This is a genomic window from Pseudonocardia kunmingensis (assembly GCF_006716445.1).
GTDB lineage: Bacteria > Actinomycetota > Actinomycetes > Mycobacteriales > Pseudonocardiaceae > Pseudonocardia > Pseudonocardia kunmingensis.
In genome coordinates this window covers 2,259,550-2,279,047 of sequence record NZ_VFPA01000001.1, presented here as the reverse complement: position 1 = coordinate 2,279,047, position 19,498 = coordinate 2,259,550, and the positions used below count along the sequence as shown (strand labels likewise).

Here is a 19,498-nt window from a genome sequence, read left to right as displayed (position 1 = left end):
GGAACGTCTGATGCCGGGACGCGCACGGCGTGACGGCGGAGGCCCCGGGGGCAGCGGCGACAACCGCGACCGCCGGGACCGCCGGGACGGAGGCCGTGGCGGGGCGGCCCAGGACAAGACCCCGTACATCGAGCGCCTGGTCACGATCAACCGCGTGGCCAAGGTCGTCAAGGGCGGCCGGCGCTTCAGCTTCACCGCGCTGATGATCGTCGGCGACGGCGACGGCATGGTCGGTGTCGGCTACGGCAAGGCCAAGGAGGTGCCGGCCGCGATCGCCAAGGGCGTGGAGGAGGCGAAGAAGAACTTCTTCCGCATCCCCCGCATCGGCGGCACGATCGTGCACCGCGTGCAGGGCGAGGCCGCTGCCGGCGTCGTGCTGCTGCGCCCGGCGAGCCCCGGTACCGGTGTCATCGCCGGTGGCCCGGTGCGCGCCGTGCTGGAGTGCGCCGGCATCCACGACATCCTCTCGAAGTCGCTGGGCAGCGACAACGCGATCAACATCGTGCACGCCACGGTGGACGCGCTGAAGCAGATCCAGCGCCCCGAGGAGGTGGCGGCCCGTCGCGGCCTGCCGCTCGAGGACGTCGCTCCGGCCCACATGCTGCGTGCCCGTGCGGCCGCGGCGCAGGGTGCGAGGTCGTGATGGCCAAGCTCGTGATCACGCAGGTCCGCAGCACCATCGGGTGCAAGCAGAACCAGCGCGCCACCCTGCTCTCGCTCGGGCTGCGCAAGATCCGCCAGCAGGTCGAGCGGGACGACAACCCGCAGATCCGCGGGATGATCAAGACCGTCCGGCATCTCGTGACGGTCGAGGAGGTCGGTTCCTGATGAGCACCATCAAGATCCACCACCTTCGCCCCGCCCCGGGATCGAAGACCGAGAAGACCCGGGTCGGGCGCGGCGAGGGCAGCAAGGGCAAGACCGCCGGTCGCGGCACCAAGGGCACCAAGGCCCGCAAGACGGTCTCGCCCGCCTTCGAGGGTGGCCAGATGCCGCTGCACATGCGGCTGCCGAAGCTCAAGGGCTTCAAGAACCGGTTCCGCGTCGAGTACCAGGTGGTGAACGTGGGCGACCTCGCCCAGCTGTTCCCGCAGGGCGGCACCGTGGGCCCGGACGAGCTCGTCGCGGCCGGCGCGGTCCGGCGCAACCAGCTCGTCAAGGTGCTCGGCACGGGCGACCTGGACGGCGTCACGTTGACCGTCAGCGCGCACGCGTTCTCCGGCAGCGCCCGTGACAAGATCACGGCGGCCGGCGGCACGGTCACGGAGCTCTAGTCGGCCCCGTCCGTTCGGTGCGGACCGGCGTGCATCCACGCCGGTCCGTGCCGTGCGGGTCGAAGGGCCGCTGTTAGAGTCGGTTCCGCCCGGGCCCGTCGCCGTCAGGCGGCCGCCCGGCGGGCGTCGCATCCGCTCGCGACGAACGGGTCCCGGAGTGGAGCGGGCCACCAGTACAGGAGGATCACCGAGTGCTCAGCGCTTTGCGATCGGCACTGACCACGCCGGACCTGCGGAAGAAGATCCTCTTCACGCTCGGCATCGTGGCGGTCTACCGGCTCGGGGCGATGATCCCGTCGCCCGGTGTTTCCTACCCGAACATCCAGCAGTGCCTGGACCAGGTCGAGCAGAGCGACAACTCGAGCGTCTACTCGCTGATCAACCTGTTCTCGGGTGGCGCGCTCCTGCAGCTCTCGATCTTCGCATTGGGCATCATGCCCTACATCACGGCGAGCATCATCATCCAGCTGCTCACCGTCGTCATCCCGCGTTTCGAGCAGCTGAAGAAGGAAGGGCAGTCGGGTCAGAACAAGCTGACCCAGTACACCCGGTACCTCACCATCGCGCTCGCCATCCTGCAGGCCACAGGCATCGTGGCGCTGGCCGACCGCGGCCAGCTGTTCGCCAACTGCGCCCTGCCCATCATCCCCGACTCCACGATCTGGCAGCTGTCGGTCATCGTGATCGTGATGACGGCCGGCACCGCGGTCATCATGTGGTTGGGCGAGCAGGTCACCGAGCGGGGCATCGGCAACGGCATGTCGCTGCTGATCTTCGCGTCGATCGCGGCGCGGATCCCCGCCGAGGGCGCCAACATCCTCCAGCAGGGTGGGCTCGTCTTCACCGGTGTCTGCTTCTTCGGCCTGGCCATCATCGCGAGCGTCGTGTTCGTGGAACAGGGGCAGCGCCGCATCCCCGTGCAGTACGCCAAGCGGATGGTCGGGCGCCGGATGTACGGCGGCACCTCCACGTACCTGCCGTTGAAGGTCAACCAGGCCGGCGTCATCCCGGTGATCTTCGGTTCGTCGCTGCTGTACCTCCCGGACCTCGTATCGCGGTTGGCCGGGACCACCGGTGGCGGCTTCCAGCAGTTCGTCCAGACCTACCTGGTCGACCAGTCGAGCTGGGTCCACATCCTCCTGTACATCGCGCTGATCATCTTCTTCACCTACTTCTACGTCGGCATCACGTTCAACCCCGAGGAACGCGCCGACGAGATGAAGAAGTTCGGGGGCTTCATCCCGGGCATCCGGCCGGGGCGGCCCACCGCCGAGTACCTGCAGTTCGTCCTCTCGCGCATCACGCTCCCCGGGTCGCTGTACCTCGGCATCGTCGCGGTGCTGCCGAACTTCTTCCTCGGCATCACCGGCTCCGGGCAGAACCAGAACTTCCCCTTCGGCGGCACGGCCGTGCTGATCATGGTCGGAGTGGGCCTCGACACCGTCAAACAGATCGAGAGCCAGCTCATGCAGCGCAAGTACGACGGTTTCCTGCGTTAGCGTTCTGGGTCTGTCCGTCGGTCGTGTCGGTTCGGGTGTCGAGTTTCAGGAGGTCGGTGTCGCGTGCGTCTCGTTCTGGTCGGTCCACCAGGCGCGGGCAAGGGCACCCAGGCGGTGCGTCTCGCGGAGCGTCTGGGCATTCCCCACATCTCCACGGGTGACCTGTTCCGCGCCAACCTCCAGCCGGGAGCGGAGACCCCGCTCGGGCTCGAGGCGAAGCGGTACATGGACGCCGGCGACCTCGTTCCCGACGAGGTCACGGTCGCCATGGTGCGCGAGCGCCTCGCCGAGGACGACGCCGGCAAGGGCTTCATCCTCGACGGCTTCCCGCGCAACCTGAGCCAGGCCTCGTCCCTCGAGCAGCTGCTCACCGAGCGCGGCGAGGACGTCGACGCGGTCGTCGAGTTCCAGGTCCCGGAGGAGGAGCTCGTGCAGCGGCTGCTCGGCCGCGGCCGCACCGACGACACCGAGGACGTCATCCGGCGCCGTCAGCAGGTCTACCGCGACGAGACCGCCCCGCTGCTCGCGCACTACAGCGACCGGTTGATCACCATCGACGCCGTCGGGTCCGTCGAGCAGATCACCGACCGCGTGGCCGACGCGCTGCGATCGCGATGACCGGCGGGCGCGGGGGCGTCCGGGGGCTCATCGCCCGGTGGCGCGGGCGGGACATCGAGCTGAAGACGCCCGGTGAGCTCGAGGCGATGCGCGCCGCGGGCGGGCTGGTCGCCCGCACGCTTGCGGCCGTCGTCAAGGAGACCCGGCCGGGTGTCAGCACCGCCGACCTGGACGCGGTGGCCGAGCAGACGATCCGGGAGGCCGGGGCGGTGCCCTCGTTCCTCGGCTACCACGGCTACCCGGCGTCGATCTGCGCCTCGGTGAACGAGCAGATCGTGCACGGGATCCCGAACCCGGCCCGCGTCCTCGCCGACGGTGACCTGATCTCGGTGGACTGCGGCGCGATCCTCGAGGGATGGCACGGTGACGCCGCGGTCACCATCCCGGTCGGTTCCGTCCGGGCCGCGGACCTCGCGCTGTCGGCGGCGTGCGAGGCAGCGCTGCACGCCGGGATCGCCGCGGTGCAGCCCGGGGGACGGCTCTCCGACATCTCCCACGCCGTGCAGCGGGCCGCGGAGGCGGCCGGCGAGCAGGACGGTGTGCAGTACGGGATCGTGGCCGAGTACGGCGGGCACGGCATCGGCACCTCGATGCACATGGACCCGTTCCTGCCCAACTTCGGCGAGCCGGGCCAGGGGCCGCGGCTGGTCCCGGGGATGGCGCTGGCGGTGGAGCCGATGCTCACCGCGGGCGACCCGGAGACCCGCGAGCTCGAGGACGGCTGGACCGTGGTGACGGCCGACGGCAGCCGCGCGGTGCACTGGGAGCACAGCGTCGCGATCACCGACGACGGCCCGCGGGTCCTGACGCTCCCGCTCTGACCCGCCTCCGCCCGCCGACCTGCGCGTTCGGCGGGTGTCCTGGATCGGTCCCGATCCCGGCCCGTGTCACACTCGTCGCCTCGATGGGCGCTTGCTGGGCTAGAGTCCGGTCTTGTGAATACAGAATCCACAGTACCGCGGCGAACGGCCGTCGGGGTGCCGCGCGAGTCTGCCGCCGGGGAGCGCCGTGTCGCCCTGGTGCCGAAGGTCGTCGAGAAGCTCCGGTCGCGGGGTGTGGAGGTCGTGGTCGAGGCCGGGGCCGGGCTCGGCGCCCTGATCCCGGACGAGCTGTTCACGAAGGCGGGAGCCACGGTCGGGGACCCGTGGGCCTGCGACGTGGTCGTGACGGTGACGCCCCCCACCCGTGAGCAGATCGGCCGGTTGCGCCCCGGCGCCACCGTGATCGGCTTCCTCGCCCCGCTCACGTCCCCCGAGACGGTCGCGGCGCTGCGGGAGGCGGGCGTGCAGGGCTTCGCGATGGAGGCCGTGCCGCGGATCTCCCGCGCGCAGTCGATGGACGCGCTGTCCTCGCAGGCCAACGTCGCCGGGTACAAGGCGGTGCTGCTGGCCGCGGAGCGGTCCACCCGCTTCTTCCCCATGCTCACCACGGCGGCCGGCACCGTGAAGCCGGCCACCGCCCTCGTGCTGGGCGTCGGGGTGGCCGGGCTGCAGGCGCTCGCCACGGCGAAGCGGCTCGGTGCCCGCACCACCGGCTACGACGTGCGTCCCGAGGTGGCCGACCAGGTGCGGTCGCTCGGTGCGCAGTGGCTCGACCTCGGCATCGAGGCCGTCGGCGAGGGCGGCTACGCGCGCGAGCTGACGGCCGACGAGCGCGCCGAGCAGCAGAAGCGCCTCGAGGACGCGATCACCGGCTTCGACGTCGTCATCACCACCGCGAACGTGCCGGGTCGCACCGCGCCGACGCTGGTCACGGCGGCGGCGGTGGAGGGCATGCGCGCCGGCAGCGTGGTCGTCGACATGGCGGGGGAGAGCGGCGGCAACTGCGAGCTCACCGAGCCGGGCGAGGTGGTCGTCAAGCACGACGTGACGATCGCGGCGCCGCTGAACCTGCCGGCCACGATGCCGGAGCACGCGTCGGAGCTGTACGCGCGGAACGTGTCGGCGCTGCTGGAGCTGATGCTCGACGAGTCGGGTGCGCTCGCCCCGGACTGGGACGACGAGGTGCTCGCGAAGTCCTGCGTCACCCGAGGGGAGAAGTGATGGAGACCGGGCTGCTGGCGAACCTCGCGATCCTGGTGCTGGCCGGGTTCGTCGGCTTCGCCGTGATCTCGAAGGTGCCGAACACCCTGCACACCCCGCTGATGTCGGGCACCAACGCCATCCACGGCATCGTGCTGCTCGGCGGGCTGATCGTGCTCGGACACCTGGAGAACCCGTCGGTGGTCGACGCGATCATCCTCGTCGTCGCCATCGCGTTCGGGGCGATCAACGTGATCGGTGGCTTCCTCGTCACCGACCGCATGCTGGCCATGTTCAAGACCAAGTCCCCGTCGCCGCCGGCGGAGAAGATCGCGTCGAACGGGAAGGGCACGTGATGGACGTCCTGGTCCCGATCCTCTACATCATCGCGTTCGCGCTGTTCATCTACGGCCTGATGGGGCTGACCGGCCCGAAGACCGCGGTGCGCGGCAACTGGATCGCCGCGGCCGGTATGGCGCTCGCGGTGGTGGCCACCCTGCTGCAGGTCGAGCACAACTGGCTGCTGATCGTCGTCGGGCTCGTGATCGGCACGGCCCTGGGTGTGCCGTCGGCACGGCAGGTGAAGATGACCGCGATGCCGCAGATGGTGGCGCTGTTCAACGGCGTCGGCGGTGGAGCGGTCGCGCTGATCGCGTGGTCGGAGTTCCGGACCACCGAGGGGTTCTCCACGGAGCCGGGCTACGTCATCGTGGCGTCGCTGTTCGCCGCGATCATCGGCTCGATCTCGTTCTGGGGATCGTTGATCGCCTTCGGCAAGCTGCAGGAGATCCTGCCCGGCAGGCCGATCGGGCTCGGGAAGGCGCAGCAGCCGGTCAACGGGCTGCTGCTGCTCGGTGCGGTCGCCTGCGCCGTGGTGGCCGGGCTGCGCGGGGCGCCGGAGATCTGGATCATCGGCCTCCTCGTGCTGGCCGCGGTGCTCGGCGTGCTGGTGGTGCTGCCGATCGGTGGTGCCGACATGCCGGTCGTGATCTCCCTGCTCAACGCCCTCACCGGCCTCTCGGCCGCGGCGGCGGGCCTCGCGCTGGACAACACCGCGATGATCGTCGCCGGCATGATCGTCGGCGCGTCCGGCTCGATCCTCACGAACCTGATGGCGAAGGCGATGAACCGGTCGATCCCGGCGATCGTGGCCGGCGGGTTCGGCGGCACCGCCACCCTGCCCGGCGCGGACGACGGCGTCGAGCGCACCGTCAAGTCGACGTCCGCTGCGGACGCGGCGATCCAGATGGCGTACGCGTCGCAGGTGATCGTCGTGCCCGGCTACGGGATGGCGGTGGCGCAGGCGCAGCACGCCGTCAAGGACATGGCGAAGCTGCTCGAGTCCAAGGGCGTGGAGGTCAAGTACGCCATCCACCCGGTGGCCGGCCGGATGCCCGGGCACATGAACGTGCTGCTGGCCGAGGCCGACGTCTCCTACGACGCGCTCAAGGAGATGGACGACATCAACGGCGAGTTCTCCCGCACCGACGTCACCCTGGTGATCGGCGCGAACGACGTCACCAACCCGGCGGCCCGCACCGACCCGAGCTCGCCGATCCACGGGATGCCGATCCTCAACGTCGACGAGAGCCGCAGCGTCATCGTGCTCAAGCGATCGATGAGCAGCGGCTTCGCCGGCATCGACAACCCGCTGTTCTACGCGGAGAACACCTCGATGCTCTTCGGCGACGCGAAGAAGAGCGTGAGCGAGGTGACGGAAGAGCTGAAGGCCCTGTAAGCCCCCGAGAGAGACCGCACCTTGGAGCCGTACTGCTGTTTTTCGGGACCTGGGACAGCAGTATGGCTCCAAGGTGCGGAGGGGGCGCCGGTCAGCAGCAGCGGCTGCCCGGTTTTGCATCTGCTGCCGCGATCCTGCGGCGTTCGAACTCCTTGCGGGAGAGCGGCGGTGCCTCCGGGTGCTCCCGGGCGTGCCGTTCCAGGTAGCGGTCGTACTGCGTCTCCCCGGTGAGCTCGCGCAGGTACCAGTGCACACCGCGCCAGGCGCGGACGAGCGTGCTCATGACCGCTCGCCCGCCGACGCCAGCGCCCGCTTCTCCTCCGCCGTGGCGATGAGCCCCGCGGGCGCCACGATCCGCGACGGTTCCGCGGGCGCCTCGGTGCTCGGCAGCGGCTCGGACGAGGTCAGCGCCCGGTACCAGACCAGCATCGCGTTCGCGATCACGATGATGATCAGGACGGCGAACAGGATGGACAGCACGCCGTCCACGGTCGAGTTCACGACCACGGCCTGCATGTCGCCGATGTCCTTGGCCGGGGCGAGCACCTCTCCCCGGGCCAGCGCCTCCGCGTAGCGTTCCCGCTGGGCGAAGAAGCCGAGCTTCGGGTCGGGCGAGAACACCTTCTGCCAGCTCGCGACGAGGGTCACGGCGGCGTCCCAGGCGAGCGGGACCAGCGTCACCCACGCGTACTTCGCGCGTCCCGTCTTGATCAGGATGGTGGTGCACACGGTGAGCGCGATGGCCGCGAGCAGCTGGTTCGCGATGCCGAACAGCGGGAAGAGCTGGTTGATCCCGCCGAGCGGGTCGGTCACGCCGACGTAGAGGAAGTACCCCCACGCGCCGACGACGACGGCGCTGGTGAGCCACAGCCCCGGCTTCCAGTTGACGTCGGAGAACGGCTTGTAGACGTTGCCGAGGGTGTCCTGCAGCATGTAGCGCCCGACGCGGGTGCCCGCGTCCACCGTGGTGAGGATGAACAGCGCCTCGAACATGATCGCGAAGTGGTACCAGAACGCCTTCATCGCGTCCCCGCCGAAGACACCGGAGAAGATCTCCGACATCCCGACGGCGAGCGTGGGCGCGCCACCGGTCCGCGCCACGAGCGTGCTCTCCTGCACCGCGGCCGCCGCTCCGGCGAGGGCCTCGGGTGTGATCGTGAAGCCGAGGTTGTTCACGGCCTCGGAAGCCGACTCCACGGTGGTGCCGAGCACGCCGGCGGGGGCGTTCATCGCGAAGTAGAGGCCGGGGTCGAGGATGCACGCGGCGATCAGCGCCATGACCGCGACGAAGGACTCCATGAGCATCGCGCCGTAGCCGATGAGCCGGACCTGCGACTCCTTCTGGATCAGCTTCGGCGTCGTGCCGGAGGCCACCAGCGCGTGGAAGCCGGAGAGCGCACCGCAGGCGATCGTGATGAACACGAACGGGAACAGCGAGCCCGCGAACACCGGGCCCGCGCCGGTGAACGCGAACTCGGTGAACGCCGCGGTGTTCATGACCGGGGCCGTGATCACGACGCCGAGCGCGAGCAGCCCGATCGTGCCGATCTTCATGAACGTGGAGAGGTAGTCGCGCGGGGCGAGCAGCATCCACACCGGCAGCACCGACGCCGCGAAGCCGTAGACGATCAGGCAGATCACCAGCGTCGTGGGCTCGAGGGTGAACGCCTCGGCCCAGCTCGAGTTCTGCACCCAGCCGCCCGCGACGATCGCGAGCAGGAGCAGCGCCACCCCGATGACGCTCGTCTCGACGACCCGGCCGGGCCGGATCGAGCGCAGGTAGAAGCCCATGAACAGGGCGATCGGGATGGTCATCGCGATGGAGAACGTGCCCCACGGCGAGTGCGCGAGCGCGTTGACGACCACGAGCGCGAGCACCGCGAGCAGGATGATCATGATCGCGAACACGGCCACCAGCGCCGCGACGCCGCCGACCACGCCGATCTCGTCGCGCGCCATCTGGCCGAGGCTGCGCCCGTTGCGGCGCATCGAGAAGAACAGCGTGACCATGTCCTGCACGGCGCCGGCGAAGATGACGCCGACGATGATCCAGATCGTGCCGGGCAGGTAACCCATCTGCGCCGCCAGCACCGGCCCGACCAGCGGGCCCGCGCCGGCGATCGCGGCGAAGTGGTGGCCGAACAGCACGCGCCGGTCCATGGGCTGGAAGTCGGTGCCGTTGTCCAGGCGCTCGGCCGGGGTCGCCCGGCTGTCGTCGGCGCGCAGCACCTTCTTGACGATGAACCGCGCGTAGAAGCGGTAGGCGATCGCGTAGGACCCGAGCGCGGCCGCCACCAGCCAGATCGCCGACACGTTCTCGCCACGGGCGACGGCCAGGACACCCCAGGCCACGGCGCTGACGACCGAGACCGCCGTCCAGATCAGCACCGAGCGCGGGTTCACCCGCGACCGTGCCTCGCTGAGCGTCATGCCACGCCCCCCGGCCTGCAGACCCGTTCCAGTCTTTCCAGCATCAGCTCTCCTCGCGCCCTCCGCGGCGCCTTCGCCGCGACTACGAAGCATTGGTTGCCGACCCCCCGCCGACGGTTGACACGGCGGGGTCACCGGTTCGGCACGGGCGGTCCGCGGGCGCGAGGCATGGACACGCCGGGATCGGCCTGATGAGGTGTGGGGGCCATGGACGAGCCGCTGGCCACCTCCGCGTTCATCGCCGTGCTCGGCGGGACGTCGGTGCTGGCGTTCGCCGCGCGCTGGTTCCACCGCCGCGACGTGCTGCCCCACCTCGCGGGATGGGCGCTGGCCGACCGCGGGTTCGGCACCGGGGTCACGTGGTTCCTGCTCGGCGGTTCGATCTTCACCGCGTACACGTTCGCCGCGGTGCCCGGCCTGGCCTACGGCACCGGCGCCCTGGGCTTCTTCCCGCTCGCGTACACGGTGGTCCTCTGCCCGGTGCTGTTCGTGCTGCTGCCCCGGCTGTGGGCGGCGGCGCGGAGCACCGGAGCGGTGACGGTGGCCGACTGGGTCCGGGCGCGGTACGACTCGCCCGCGCTGATGCTCGTCGTCGCGCTCACCGGCGTGCTCGCGACGATGCCCTACATCGCCCTGCAGCTGCTCGGTGTGCGCGCCGTCCTCGACGCGGGCGGGCTCTACCCGCAGGGCCCGGCCGGGGACCTCGCCCTGACGGCCGTGTTCGCGGTGCTCGCCGGGGCGACGTTCCGCAGCGGTCTGCGGGCCCCCGCGGTGATCTCGATCGTCAAGGGCGTGCTGGTGTTCGGGGCCGCGTTCGGCGTGGTGGGTGTGGCGATCGGGCGCCTCGGCGGGTTCGCGGCGGTGTTCGACGGCGCCGAGCGCGAGCTGGGCGCGGGAGGTGGCCTGCTGCTCGATCCGGCGCTGCACCCGGCGTTCGCCACGCTGGCGCTGGGTTCCGCGCTCGCCCTGCCGATGTATCCGCACGTGCTCACCGCCGCGTTCGCCGCCGCCGGGCCGGGCACGCTGCGCCGCAGCGCGGTGGCCATGCCCGCCTGGACGTTCGTGCTCGGCCTGTTCGGGCTGCTCGGGATCGCAGCGCTGGCCGCGGGCGTCGCCGCGCCGCTGGGCAACGCCGAGGTCGCCGTGCCGCTGCTGATCCGGGACCTGCTGCCCGAGCTGGCCAGCGGCGCGGTGTTCGGGGCGCTGGCGGTGGGCGCGCTGGTGCCGGCCGCGGTGATGTCGGTCGCGGTCGCCGCGCTGTTCACCCGCAACGTCTACGTGGAGTTCTTCCACCCGGACGCCACCCCGAAGCACGAGGTGCGGGTGGCGCGCTGGGTGTCGTTGCTGGCGAAGGTCGCGGCGCTCGCGTTCGTGTTCGGGCTGCGCGAGCAGGACGCGATCAACCTGCAGCTGCTCGGCGGGATCTGGATCCTGCAGACCTTCCCCGCCGTCGCGCTCGGGCTGTTCAGCACCTGGTGGCACCGTTCGGCGCTGCTCGCGGGCTGGGCGGCGGGCATGGTCACCGGCACGGTCCTCGCGGTGGCGGGCGGCTACACCTCGGTGGTCGCGGTGGGGCCGGTGCTGCTCTACGTCGCCGTCGTCGCGCTCGCGGTGAACCTGGCGGTGGCCGCGGCACTCACGCCGGGGTTCGCCCGCGGCGGGGCGGCACGGACCGGGGTGCCGGGATGACGGAGGACACGGCCGTCCGCGTTCCGGTCGACCTGCGCGGGCTCGACCGGGAGCAGGCCGTCGCGGTGCTCTTCGAGGCGCACCACCTGTCGCTGGTGCGCCTGGCGGTCCTCCTGGGCGCCGACGACGCCGAGGACGTGGTGGCCGAGGCGTTCTACCAGCTCTACCGCCGGTGGCGACGGTTGCGCAGCCCCGAGGCCGCGGCGGCCTACCTGCGCTCGGTGGTGGTGAACCTGACGCGGATGCGCATCCGCCACCTGCAGGTGGTGCGCAAGCACGCCGCCCGCACCGACGAGGTGCCCGCGCACGTGGCCTCGGGCGAGGAGCGGGCGGTACTGCGTGATGACCAGAAGGCGCTGGTGGACGCGGTGAGCGCGTTGCCGGCCCGGCAGCGGGAGGCGCTGGTGCTCCGATTCTGGCTCGACCTGCGGGAAAGTGAGATCGCCGACGCGATGGGCATCTCGGCGGGATCGGTGAAGGTGCACGTGTCACGGGGGATGGCAGCGCTGTCGCGCACGCTCGAGGAACGCCGATGAACACTCCGAACACCGACGACCGGCTGCGCGAGGCCTTCGACGCCCTGGCCACCGGCGTCCGCGCCGACCCCGCCGCCTACCGCAGGGCGAGCGCGGGGTGGCGCCGGCGCGAGCGGCGCAGGCGGCTCGTCCTCGCCATCCTCGCGGCGCTCGTGTTCGCCGCCGCCGACGCCGTGGGGCTGTGGGCGCTCAGCCAGGCGGACCCCAACACCCACGTGATCTTCTCCGACCCCGGGTACCAGCCGGTGGAGCCCGGGTCGGTGGACCGCATCGGGCAGCCCTGACGGCGGATCGCGGCAAGCTCCCACCCTGACGAACGGCACCCTCGTCGGTTCCTAGCCGACGAAAGTGCCGTTCGTCATGCGAATCCCCGCGCCGGTCACACGGCCGGGAGCGGCGCCTGCGGCGCGTCGTCCTCGGGCGTGACGTCGAGCGGGTGCGCGATCTCGTCGGCCGGCAGCCGCCAGCCGACGATCGCCGCGACGGCGAGGAACACCGGCACCAGGCCGGCCAGCACGAAGGTCATCGGCACCCCCAGCCACTCCCCGACGGGGCCTGCCACGGCCATCGAGACGGGCATCAGGGCGAGCGAGACGAAGAAGTCCAGGCTGGAGACGCGGCCGAGCAGGTGCGGGGGCACCCGGCGCTGCAGGAGCGTGCCCCAGATGACCATCGCCGCGGAGCCGGTGAAGCCGACGACGAACGAGGCGGCCGCCATGACCCAGAGCTGCGTGGTGAGCCCGATCAGCGCCATCGGTGCGGCACCCGCACCCCAGAGCAGGAGCATCGCGGTGAGGTAGCGCCGTGGCAGCCGCCACGACGAGACGACGAGCGAGCCGAGGGCGCCGCCCACCCCGAACGTGCCCAGCACGAGCGCGAAGCTGCTCGCGCCGCCACCGGTCTGCTCGCGCACGGCGAACGGCAGCAGCACCTCGATCGGGCCGATCAGCACGAGCACGTAGAGGGTGGCGAACGCCAGCGAGGCGAACAGCCAGCCGGTGCGGAACAGGTAGCGGAAGCCCTCGGCGAGGTCGGCGAGCACCGAGGTGGCATCGGCCGCCGGGACGACCGCGACGCTGCGCATCACCAGCAGCGTGGCCGCGGCGAGCGCGTAGATGCCGGCCGCCAGCAGCAGCGCGATGCCGGGGGCGAACGCGCCCACCACGACGCCGGCCAGCGCCGGGCCGAGCGCCTGCTGCGCGATCGGCCGCAGCGTGCCCTCGACGCCGTTGGCCGCGAGCAGCTCGTCGGAGGGCAGGAGCGTGGGCAGGATCGCCGAGTAGGCCGGGAAGAAGAACGCCTCGGCGGCGCCCAGCACGAAGGCGATGACGGCCAGCTGCCACAGCTGCAGCGCGCCGGTGACGGCGAGCGCCCCCGCGGCGGTGGCCGAGACGACGCGGACCACCTCCACGCCGAGCAGGACGGCCCGCTTGGGGAGCCGGTCGGCGGCCACTCCACCCACGAGCACGCTGACCAGCAGGCCGACCGCCGACGCGGTGGCCACCACCGACAGCTGCGCGGGGCCGCCGCCGAGGGCGATGACCTGGTAGACGAGCGCGACGAGCCACAACCCGCTGGCGAACAGCGAGGCCGCCATCGAGACGACGAGCAGGCGGTACTCGCGGTGGCGGAACGGGCGGATCGGCCGGGGGAGACGGCGGGTACCGGGCTGGGCGTTCATCACACTTCCCACGCAACTACGTGAACCGGGGTGCAGGTCAAGGGCGACGGTAGCGCCGGGGACCGACAAGGGCGGCGTAATTCAGCGGCCGAAGCGGCCGATCGAGAAGAACCAGCTCGGCTGGTGGGCGTGGGCCATGTCGTCGAACAGCGCCACCGTGTCCGGGTGCCGCCTGCCCAGCACCGCGGTGGCGTCGGCGGCGGCCCGGTCGAACGCCACGAGGGCGTCGCCGGAGCGGCCGAGCAGGGCGTAGCAACGCGCGAGGTTCGAGCGCAACGCGATCACGTGCGCGTGCCGGGACCCGTGGAACGGCTCCGCGCCGGCCAGCGCCCGCTCCAGCACCGCGATGGCCGCCTCGACGTCGCCGAACGCCGCGCGCGCGAGCGCGGCACCCAGCTGCGAGGTGAGCGTCTCCAGGTGGACGGGCCCGAGCAGGCGCTCACGCTCCTCCGCGACCCGCTCGGCGAGCGCGAGCCCCTCGTCGATCCGGCCGACGAGCCGGTAGGCCGTGGCGAGCGCGTCGACGGCGGTGAGGGTGCGCGGGTCGGTGTGCCCGAACACCCTGGTGCGGGTCGCGACGCTCGCTCCGAGCAGGTCGATGCCCTCCTGCCAGTCCCCCGAGGCGAACCGCGCGGCGGCGAGGTTCCCGGCGGCGGCGAGCGTGGCGGGGTCGTCGCGGCCCAGCCGGGCCCGGCAGCCCTCGAACGCCTCGGTGAACGCGGCGGCCGCGTCCGCCGCCCGGCCCTCGTGCCAGAGGCGCACGCCCGCCGCGTGCTGCGCCGCGAGCTCCTCCACGGCCACCCGGGAGCGGCGTGACCGCCCGTTCCCCCGGCGTCGGCGCGTCCACATCGGCTTCGTCCACCTCCCCCGCGCGCGAGCGGATCACGCTGGCGACGGCGGTGCAAGGTCTGGACCGCCGCCCAGCGCCGGCGGGGTGCGCGACGGCGGGTGAGCGTACTCACCGCTTCGGGGAGGGGCCCAGCTGCGGGCCGCCACGCCGCGGTCGTACACTGGTGTTTCGGCGCGTCTGCTTGCGCCGGTTCCGTCGTGCCTCCCGTAGCTCACGGTCCCGGAGCAACGACGTGCCTGCGCACGGAACAAGAGTACTGCCACCCGACAGTACGGCTACCTGTCACGGAACGCGGAGGACATGGCCAAGAAGGACGGGGCGATCGAGGTCGAGGGCCGGGTCGTCGAGCCCCTGCCGAACGCGATGTTCCGCGTGGAGCTGGAGAACGGACACCGGGTCCTCGCACACATCAGCGGCAAGATGCGCCAGCACTACATCCGGATCCTCCCCGAGGACCGGGTCGTGGTCGAGCTGTCGCCGTACGACCTGACCCGCGGCCGCATCGTCTACCGCTACAAGTGACTGAACCACCAACGAGAGAGCGACGGACGTGAAGGTCCAGCCGAGCGTCAAGAAGATCTGCGACAAGTGCAAGGTGATCCGCCGTCACGGGCGGGTCATGGTGATCTGCGAGAACCTGCGCCACAAGCAGCGCCAGGGCTGATCACCCGCACCTCGCGGATACAAGAGGAACCCAGCGCACCTACCGCGCCACACGGGCGCAACCACCCCCGGAACCAGGCCGGGGCCCGGCAGTGAGTCAACCGGGACGGGCGCTGGGCAGACCTGGCGACACCACGACAGGAGAACCGCCGAATGGCACGACTCTCTGGCGTCGACCTCCCCCGCGACAAGCGGATGGAGGTCGCGCTGACCTACATCTACGGGATCGGACGCACCCGTTCCCTCGAGATCCTCGCCGCCACCGGGATCGACCGCGACCTGCGGTCGAAGGACCTGAGCGACGAGGACCTCGCTGCACTCCGCGAGTACATCGAGTCGAACCTCCGCGTCGAGGGCGACCTGCGCCGCGAGGTACAGGCCGACATCCGCCGGAAGATCGAGATCGGCTGCTACCAGGGGATCCGGCACCGCCGGGGCCTGCCGGTGCGCGGCCAGCGCACCAAGACCAACGCCCGCGGCCGCAAGGGACCGAAGAAGACGGTCGCAGGCAAGAAGAAGGCAGGTAAGAAGTAATGCCGGGTCGTCCCCGCCAGGCGGCCGGACCCAAGAAGGTCCGCCGCAAGGAGAAGAAGAACGTCGCGCACGGTCACGCGCACATCAAGAGCACCTTCAACAACACGATCGTGTCGATCACCGACCCGACCGGTGCCGTGATCGCGTGGGCCTCCGCGGGCCACGTCGGTTTCAAGGGCTCGCGCAAGTCCACGCCGTTCGCCGCGCAGATGGCCGCCGAGAACTGCGCCCGCAAGGCCGCCGAGCACGGCATGAAGAAGGTCGACGTGTTCGTGAAGGGCCCCGGCTCCGGCCGGGAGACCGCGATCCGTTCGCTGCAGGCCGCCGGTCTCGAGGTCGGCACGATCTCCGACGTCACCCCGCAGCCGCACAACGGCTGCCGTCCGCCCAAGCGGCGCCGGGTCTAGGGGAGAGGGAGTAACAAGACATGGCTCGTTACACCGGCCCCATGACCCGCAAGTCCCGCCGGCTGAAGGTCGACCTCGTCGGCGGCGACCAGGCGTTCGAGCGCCGTCCCTACCCGCCCGGCCAGCACGGCCGGATCCGGATCAAGGAGACCGAGTTCCTCCTGCAGTCGCAGGAGAAGCAGAAGGCCAAGTACGCCTACGGCGTGCTGGAGAAGCAGTTCCGCCGCTACTTCGAAGAGGCGAACCGCCGTCCCGGCAAGACCGGTGACAACCTGCTGCAGATCCTCGAGTCCCGCCTGGACAACGTCGTGTACCGGGCCGGGCTGGCCCGCACCCGGCGGATGGCGCGGCAGCTGGTCAACCACGGCCACTTCCTCGTCAACGGCAAGAAGGTCGACATCCCCAGCTACCGGGTGTCGCAGTACGACGTCATCGACATCAAGCCGAAGTCGGTGAACACGGACCCGTTCGTCATCGCCAAGGAGCTCCAGGGCGACCGGCCGGTTCCGGCGTGGCTGCAGGTCGTGCCCTCGAACCTGCGCATCCTGGTTCACCAGCTGCCCGAGCGTGCGCAGATCGACACCCAGGTCACCGAGCAGCTGATCGTCGAGCTCTACTCCAAGTAGTGCTCGTCCCCCCGCCCTGCAGTGGGGCGGGGGGCTCACTGCGGCATCAAATAGTGGTTGCCGCGGCACCCTAAGGAGACACCCCTGTGCTGATCTCTCAGCGCCCCACCCTGGCCGAGGAATCGGTCGTCGACACCCGCTCCAGGTTCGTCATCGAGCCACTGGAGCCGGGATTCGGTTACACGCTGGGCAACTCGCTCCGGCGCACCCTGCTCTCCTCCATCCCCGGCGCGGCCGTCACCAGCATCCGCATCGACGGCGTGCTGCACGAGTTCACCACCGTGCCGGGCGTCAAGGAGGACGTCACCGACATCATCCTCAACCTCAAGGAGCTGGTCGTCAGCTCCGAGGAGGACGAGCCGGTGACCATGTACCTGCGCAAGCAGGGCCCCGGCCCGGTCACCGCGGGCGACATCGTGCCGCCGGCCGGTGTCACCGTGCACAACCCGGACCTGCACATCGCCACCCTGAACGACAAGGGCCGCCTCGAGGTGGAGCTCGTCGTCGAGCGGGGCCGCGGCTACGTGCCGGCCATGCAGAACAAGGCCACCGGCGCCGAGATCGGCCGCATCCCGGTCGACTCGATCTACTCGCCGGTGCTGAAGGTGACCTACAAGGTCGAGGCCACGCGTGTCGAGCAGCGCACCGACTTCGACAAGCTGGTGCTCGACGTCGAGACGAAGCCCTCGATCACCCCGCGGGACGCGCTGGCCTCGGCCGGCAAGACCCTGGTGGAGCTGTTCGGGCTCGCCCGCGAGCTCAACGTCGACGCCGAGGGCATCGAGATCGGCCCGTCGCCGCAGGAGGCCGACACCATCGCGGCCTTCGCGATGCCGATCGAGGAGCTGGACCTGACCGTCCGCTCCTACAACTGCCTCAAGCGCGAGGGCATCCACACCGTGGGTGAGCTGGTGGGCCGCAGCGAGGCCGACCTGCTCGACATCCGCAACTTCGGCGCCAAGTCGATCGACGAGGTCAAGATGAAGCTCGTCGGCCTCGGTCTGGCGCTGAAGGACAGCCCGCCCGGATTCGACCCGTCGGCCGCGGCCGCCGAGTACGGCTCCGAAGGGTTCGACCCCGAGACCTTCGGGGACGACGGCCAGGACTACGCAGAAACGGAGCAGCTGTAGCCATGCCTCAGCCCACCAAGGGCCCCCGCCTCGGCGGGTCGCCCGCGCACCAGCGGCTGATCCTGGCCAACCTGGCCACGGCGCTCTTCGAGCACGGTCGGATCACCACCACCGAGGCGAAGGCGCGCCGGCTGCGGCCGTACGCCGAGCGGCTGATCACCAAGGCGAAGCGGGGCGACCTGCACAACCGCCGGGAGATCATGAAGGTCATCCGCGACAAGTCGGTCGTGCACCGGCTCGTCGAGGAGATCGGCCCGTTCTTCTCCGACCGCAACGGTGGCTACACGCGGATCACCAAGACGCTGCCGCGCAAGGGCGACAACGCCCCCATGGCGGTGATCGAGCTGGTCGCGCAGAAGACCGTCACCGACGAGGCCGACCGGGCCCGCCGGGTGGCCGCGTCGCAGCAGGCCAAGTCCGAGCCGGCCGCGCAGGCGGCTGCGGAGGCGGCCGACGCCGCCGACGAGGCCTCGGACAAGGCGCTGGACGCCGCGGTCGCGGCCGAGTCCGGCAGTGCCACCGAGGAGAAGGCGCTCGACGCCGCCGAGTCGGCCGAGCAGGCCTCGGGTGCGGCCACCGAGGTCGCCGAGGAGAGCTCCTCCACCGAGGGCGCGCCGTACGGCGAGGGCAGCCACGCCCCGCTGGACGACCCGGCCGAGGCCCCGGAGGGCTTCCCGGTCAAGGGCAACGAGGATTCGAAGCTGTACCACGTGCCCGGGTCGTCGCACTACGACCGCACCGTGGCCGAGGTCTGGTTCGCCACCCCGGAGGCCGCCGAGGCCGCCGGGTTCCAGCTGCCCGCCTCCCAGCGTGAGGACGCCTCCTCCGAGGAGTCCTGATCGCCGGTACGCACCACCCCGCCGAGCCCGCCGTCCACCCGGACGGCGGGCTCGGCGGCGTTCGGGAACCGGCCGCGCGGTTCCGGCTCGACATCGCCTACGACGGCACCGACTTCTCCGGGTGGGCGCGCCAGCCCGGGCTGCGAACGGTCTGCGGGGTGCTCGAGGACGCGCTCGGTACGGTGCTGCGCGCGCCGGTCGCGTTGACGGTGGCCGGCCGCACCGACGCCGGCGTGCACGCCACGGGCCAGGTCGCCCACGCGGACCTGGATGCCGGGCTGGACACGGCGTGGCTGGTGCGCAGGCTGGCCCGGTTGCTGCCGCCGGACGTGCGGGTGCGGGCGGTGACGCCGGCGCCGGACGCGTTCGACGCCCGCTTCTCCGCGTTGCGCCGCCACTACCGCTACCGCGTGGCGACCGCGCCGTACGGCGCTGATCCACTGCGGGCCCGCGACACGCTCTCGTGGCCGTACCCGCTCGACCTCGACGCCGTGCGCGCCGCCTCGGACGGGCTGCTCGGCGAGCACGACTTCGCCGCCTACTGCAAGCGCCGCGAGGGCGCCACCACGGTGCGCGGGCTGCAGGCGCTGTCCTGGACGCGCGGCGCCGACGACGTCGTGGAGGCCGCGGTGTCGGCCGACGCGTTCTGCCACTCGATGGTCCGCAGCCTCATCGGTGCGCTGCTGGACGTCGGGCGGGGGCGGCGTGCGGTCGAGTGGCCCGCCGGGCTCCTGAGCCGCACGGAGCGGGCGAGCGAGGTCCCGGTCGCTCCCGCCCACGGCCTGACGCTGGCGGCGGTCGACTACCCGTCCGACGCCGGGCTCGCGGCGCGGACGCAGGCCACGCGGCGCCTGCGCACCCCGCTCATCTGATCGTCTGCGAGCCCGTATCCCCTGGTCGGGGTGATGTGGCCCGTTCTGTTCACCTGGGCGTGATTCACACGAAGCCTGAGAACACGTACCG

General features: G+C 71.3%; 24 protein-coding genes. 20 read left to right on the top strand and 4 right to left on the bottom strand.

Annotated features, from left to right (window positions below):
• Window positions 1–10 precede the first annotated feature (10 nt).
• The 9 genes from rpsE (at window position 11) to FB558_RS10820 (ending at window position 7,150) form a co-directional block, all read left to right on the top strand.
• Window positions 11–643, top strand: a complete 633-nt coding sequence (gene rpsE, locus FB558_RS10860; RefSeq protein ID WP_094926712.1) for a 30S ribosomal protein S5 — start codon at window positions 11–13, stop codon at window positions 641–643.
• Window positions 643–828 carry a 50S ribosomal protein L30 gene (gene rpmD, locus FB558_RS10855; RefSeq protein WP_142053991.1) on the top strand — a complete coding sequence of 62 codons (186 nt, stop codon included), beginning with the start codon at window positions 643–645 and terminating at the stop codon, window positions 826–828. Before rpsE ends, rpmD begins: the two co-directional genes overlap by 1 nt.
• Window positions 828–1,274 carry a 50S ribosomal protein L15 gene (rplO, locus tag FB558_RS10850; RefSeq protein ID WP_142051204.1) on the top strand — a complete coding sequence of 149 codons (447 nt, stop codon included), beginning with the start codon at window positions 828–830 and terminating at the stop codon, window positions 1,272–1,274. Before rpmD ends, rplO begins: the two co-directional genes overlap by 1 nt.
• 191 nt (window positions 1,275–1,465) lie before the next feature.
• Complete coding sequence (gene secY / locus FB558_RS10845; protein WP_142051201.1) at window positions 1,466–2,773, top strand: preprotein translocase subunit SecY; 1,308 nt, start codon at window positions 1,466–1,468, stop codon at window positions 2,771–2,773.
• 63 nt (window positions 2,774–2,836) lie between these two features.
• Entirely contained in the window at window positions 2,837–3,391 is a 555-nt protein-coding gene (locus FB558_RS10840; protein WP_142051197.1) for an adenylate kinase, read from the top strand.
• Entirely contained in the window at window positions 3,388–4,212 is an 825-nt protein-coding gene (map, locus tag FB558_RS10835) for a type I methionyl aminopeptidase (RefSeq protein WP_142051194.1), read from the top strand. The genes FB558_RS10840 and map overlap by 4 nt, the downstream gene beginning before the upstream one ends.
• A 156-nt stretch (window positions 4,213–4,368) precedes the next feature.
• Entirely contained in the window at window positions 4,369–5,433 is a 1,065-nt protein-coding gene (locus tag FB558_RS10830) for an NAD(P) transhydrogenase subunit alpha (RefSeq protein WP_342787298.1), read from the top strand.
• The gene (locus FB558_RS10825; protein WP_142051187.1) at window positions 5,433–5,768 is read left to right on the top strand and encodes an NAD(P) transhydrogenase subunit alpha part 2; all 336 of its coding nucleotides are present in this window, start codon (window positions 5,433–5,435) and stop codon (window positions 5,766–5,768) included. The genes FB558_RS10830 and FB558_RS10825 overlap by 1 nt, the downstream gene beginning before the upstream one ends.
• Window positions 5,768–7,150, top strand: a complete 1,383-nt coding sequence (locus FB558_RS10820) for an NAD(P)(+) transhydrogenase (Re/Si-specific) subunit beta (protein WP_142051184.1) — start codon at window positions 5,768–5,770, stop codon at window positions 7,148–7,150. Before FB558_RS10825 ends, FB558_RS10820 begins: the two co-directional genes overlap by 1 nt.
• A 91-nt stretch (window positions 7,151–7,241) precedes the next feature.
• On the opposite strand, the gene FB558_RS10815 is transcribed toward FB558_RS10820, so the two are convergent.
• Window positions 7,242–7,433 (bottom strand): YbdD/YjiX family protein, encoded by a 192-nt coding sequence (locus FB558_RS10815; protein WP_142051181.1) that lies wholly within the window; start codon window positions 7,431–7,433, stop codon window positions 7,242–7,244.
• On the bottom strand, window positions 7,430–9,580 hold the full coding sequence (locus FB558_RS10810) for a carbon starvation CstA family protein (protein ID WP_211366286.1): 2,151 nt from the start codon (window positions 9,578–9,580) through the stop codon (window positions 7,430–7,432). Before FB558_RS10810 ends, FB558_RS10815 begins: the two co-directional genes overlap by 4 nt.
• 207 nt (window positions 9,581–9,787) lie before the next feature.
• Between FB558_RS10810 and FB558_RS10805 the strand changes: the two genes are divergently transcribed.
• Genes FB558_RS10805 through FB558_RS10795 form a run of 3 tightly spaced genes read left to right on the top strand, consistent with a single transcriptional unit; the run spans window position 9,788 to window position 12,089 of the window.
• The gene (locus tag FB558_RS10805; RefSeq protein ID WP_142051175.1) at window positions 9,788–11,269 is read left to right on the top strand and encodes a sodium:solute symporter family protein; all 1,482 of its coding nucleotides are present in this window, start codon (window positions 9,788–9,790) and stop codon (window positions 11,267–11,269) included.
• Window positions 11,266–11,805 (top strand): RNA polymerase sigma factor, encoded by a 540-nt coding sequence (locus FB558_RS10800; RefSeq protein ID WP_142051172.1) that lies wholly within the window; start codon window positions 11,266–11,268, stop codon window positions 11,803–11,805. Before FB558_RS10805 ends, FB558_RS10800 begins: the two co-directional genes overlap by 4 nt.
• On the top strand, window positions 11,802–12,089 hold the full coding sequence (locus FB558_RS10795) for a hypothetical protein (RefSeq protein ID WP_142051169.1): 288 nt from the start codon (window positions 11,802–11,804) through the stop codon (window positions 12,087–12,089). Before FB558_RS10800 ends, FB558_RS10795 begins: the two co-directional genes overlap by 4 nt.
• A 95-nt stretch (window positions 12,090–12,184) precedes the next feature.
• On the opposite strand, the gene FB558_RS10790 is transcribed toward FB558_RS10795, so the two are convergent.
• On the bottom strand, window positions 12,185–13,486 hold the full coding sequence (locus tag FB558_RS10790) for an MFS transporter (protein ID WP_142051166.1): 1,302 nt from the start codon (window positions 13,484–13,486) through the stop codon (window positions 12,185–12,187).
• A gap of 81 nt (window positions 13,487–13,567) precedes the next feature.
• Window positions 13,568–14,287, bottom strand: a complete 720-nt coding sequence (locus FB558_RS10785) for a tetratricopeptide repeat protein (RefSeq protein ID WP_211366283.1) — start codon at window positions 14,285–14,287, stop codon at window positions 13,568–13,570.
• 349 nt (window positions 14,288–14,636) lie between these two features.
• Between FB558_RS10785 and infA the strand changes: the two genes are divergently transcribed.
• The 8 genes from infA to truA all read left to right on the top strand — a co-directional run bounded on the left by infA (window position 14,637) and on the right by truA (window position 19,407).
• Window positions 14,637–14,858, top strand: coding sequence for a translation initiation factor IF-1 (gene infA / locus FB558_RS10780; RefSeq protein WP_028929190.1), 222 nt, complete (start codon window positions 14,637–14,639; stop codon window positions 14,856–14,858).
• A gap of 28 nt (window positions 14,859–14,886) precedes the next feature.
• Window positions 14,887–15,000, top strand: coding sequence for a 50S ribosomal protein L36 (gene rpmJ / locus FB558_RS10775; protein WP_010148647.1), 114 nt, complete (start codon window positions 14,887–14,889; stop codon window positions 14,998–15,000).
• Between the two features lie 152 nt (window positions 15,001–15,152).
• Window positions 15,153–15,533 (top strand): 30S ribosomal protein S13, encoded by a 381-nt coding sequence (gene rpsM / locus FB558_RS10770; protein WP_142051160.1) that lies wholly within the window; start codon window positions 15,153–15,155, stop codon window positions 15,531–15,533.
• On the top strand, window positions 15,533–15,940 hold the full coding sequence (gene rpsK, locus FB558_RS10765; RefSeq protein ID WP_142051157.1) for a 30S ribosomal protein S11: 408 nt from the start codon (window positions 15,533–15,535) through the stop codon (window positions 15,938–15,940). Before rpsM ends, rpsK begins: the two co-directional genes overlap by 1 nt.
• Window positions 15,941–15,960: 20 nt before the next feature.
• Window positions 15,961–16,566 (top strand): 30S ribosomal protein S4, encoded by a 606-nt coding sequence (rpsD, locus tag FB558_RS10760; RefSeq protein ID WP_142051153.1) that lies wholly within the window; start codon window positions 15,961–15,963, stop codon window positions 16,564–16,566.
• Between the two features lie 86 nt (window positions 16,567–16,652).
• Entirely contained in the window at window positions 16,653–17,696 is a 1,044-nt protein-coding gene (locus FB558_RS10755) for a DNA-directed RNA polymerase subunit alpha (protein ID WP_142051151.1), read from the top strand.
• Window positions 17,697–17,698: 2 nt separating this feature from the next.
• Complete coding sequence (gene rplQ / locus FB558_RS45670; protein WP_142051147.1) at window positions 17,699–18,535, top strand: 50S ribosomal protein L17; 837 nt, start codon at window positions 17,699–17,701, stop codon at window positions 18,533–18,535.
• Window positions 18,536–18,627: 92 nt separating this feature from the next.
• Window positions 18,628–19,407 carry a tRNA pseudouridine(38-40) synthase TruA gene (gene truA / locus FB558_RS10745; protein WP_246106510.1) on the top strand — a complete coding sequence of 260 codons (780 nt, stop codon included), beginning with the start codon at window positions 18,628–18,630 and terminating at the stop codon, window positions 19,405–19,407.
• Window positions 19,408–19,498 lie beyond the last annotated feature (91 nt).

What these genes read in the sequence shown, in the direction of transcription:
- rpsE (WP_094926712.1), top strand. Translation starts at nt 11, where the DNA reads ATGCCGGGACGCGCACGGCGTGACGGCGGAGGCCCCGGGGGCAGCGGC.
- rpmD (WP_142053991.1), top strand. Translation starts at nt 643, where the DNA reads ATGGCCAAGCTCGTGATCACGCAGGTCCGCAGCACCATCGGGTGCAAG.
- rplO (WP_142051204.1), top strand. Translation starts at nt 828, where the DNA reads ATGAGCACCATCAAGATCCACCACCTTCGCCCCGCCCCGGGATCGAAG.
- map (WP_142051194.1), top strand. Translation starts at nt 3,388, where the DNA reads ATGACCGGCGGGCGCGGGGGCGTCCGGGGGCTCATCGCCCGGTGGCGC.
- FB558_RS10825 (WP_142051187.1), top strand. Translation starts at nt 5,433, where the DNA reads ATGGAGACCGGGCTGCTGGCGAACCTCGCGATCCTGGTGCTGGCCGGG.
- FB558_RS10820 (WP_142051184.1), top strand. Translation starts at nt 5,768, where the DNA reads ATGGACGTCCTGGTCCCGATCCTCTACATCATCGCGTTCGCGCTGTTC.
- FB558_RS10815 (WP_142051181.1), bottom strand. Translation starts at nt 7,433, where the DNA reads ATGAGCACGCTCGTCCGCGCCTGGCGCGGTGTGCACTGGTACCTGCGC.
- FB558_RS10810 (WP_211366286.1), bottom strand. Translation starts at nt 9,580, where the DNA reads ATGACGCTCAGCGAGGCACGGTCGCGGGTGAACCCGCGCTCGGTGCTG.
- FB558_RS10805 (WP_142051175.1), top strand. Translation starts at nt 9,788, where the DNA reads ATGGACGAGCCGCTGGCCACCTCCGCGTTCATCGCCGTGCTCGGCGGG.
- FB558_RS10800 (WP_142051172.1), top strand. Translation starts at nt 11,266, where the DNA reads ATGACGGAGGACACGGCCGTCCGCGTTCCGGTCGACCTGCGCGGGCTC.
- FB558_RS10795 (WP_142051169.1), top strand. Translation starts at nt 11,802, where the DNA reads ATGAACACTCCGAACACCGACGACCGGCTGCGCGAGGCCTTCGACGCC.
- FB558_RS10790 (WP_142051166.1), bottom strand. Translation starts at nt 13,486, where the DNA reads ATGAACGCCCAGCCCGGTACCCGCCGTCTCCCCCGGCCGATCCGCCCG.
- infA (WP_028929190.1), top strand. Translation starts at nt 14,637, where the DNA reads ATGGCCAAGAAGGACGGGGCGATCGAGGTCGAGGGCCGGGTCGTCGAG.
- rpsM (WP_142051160.1), top strand. Translation starts at nt 15,153, where the DNA reads ATGGCACGACTCTCTGGCGTCGACCTCCCCCGCGACAAGCGGATGGAG.
- rpsK (WP_142051157.1), top strand. Translation starts at nt 15,533, where the DNA reads ATGCCGGGTCGTCCCCGCCAGGCGGCCGGACCCAAGAAGGTCCGCCGC.
- rpsD (WP_142051153.1), top strand. Translation starts at nt 15,961, where the DNA reads ATGGCTCGTTACACCGGCCCCATGACCCGCAAGTCCCGCCGGCTGAAG.
- rplQ (WP_142051147.1), top strand. Translation starts at nt 17,699, where the DNA reads ATGCCTCAGCCCACCAAGGGCCCCCGCCTCGGCGGGTCGCCCGCGCAC.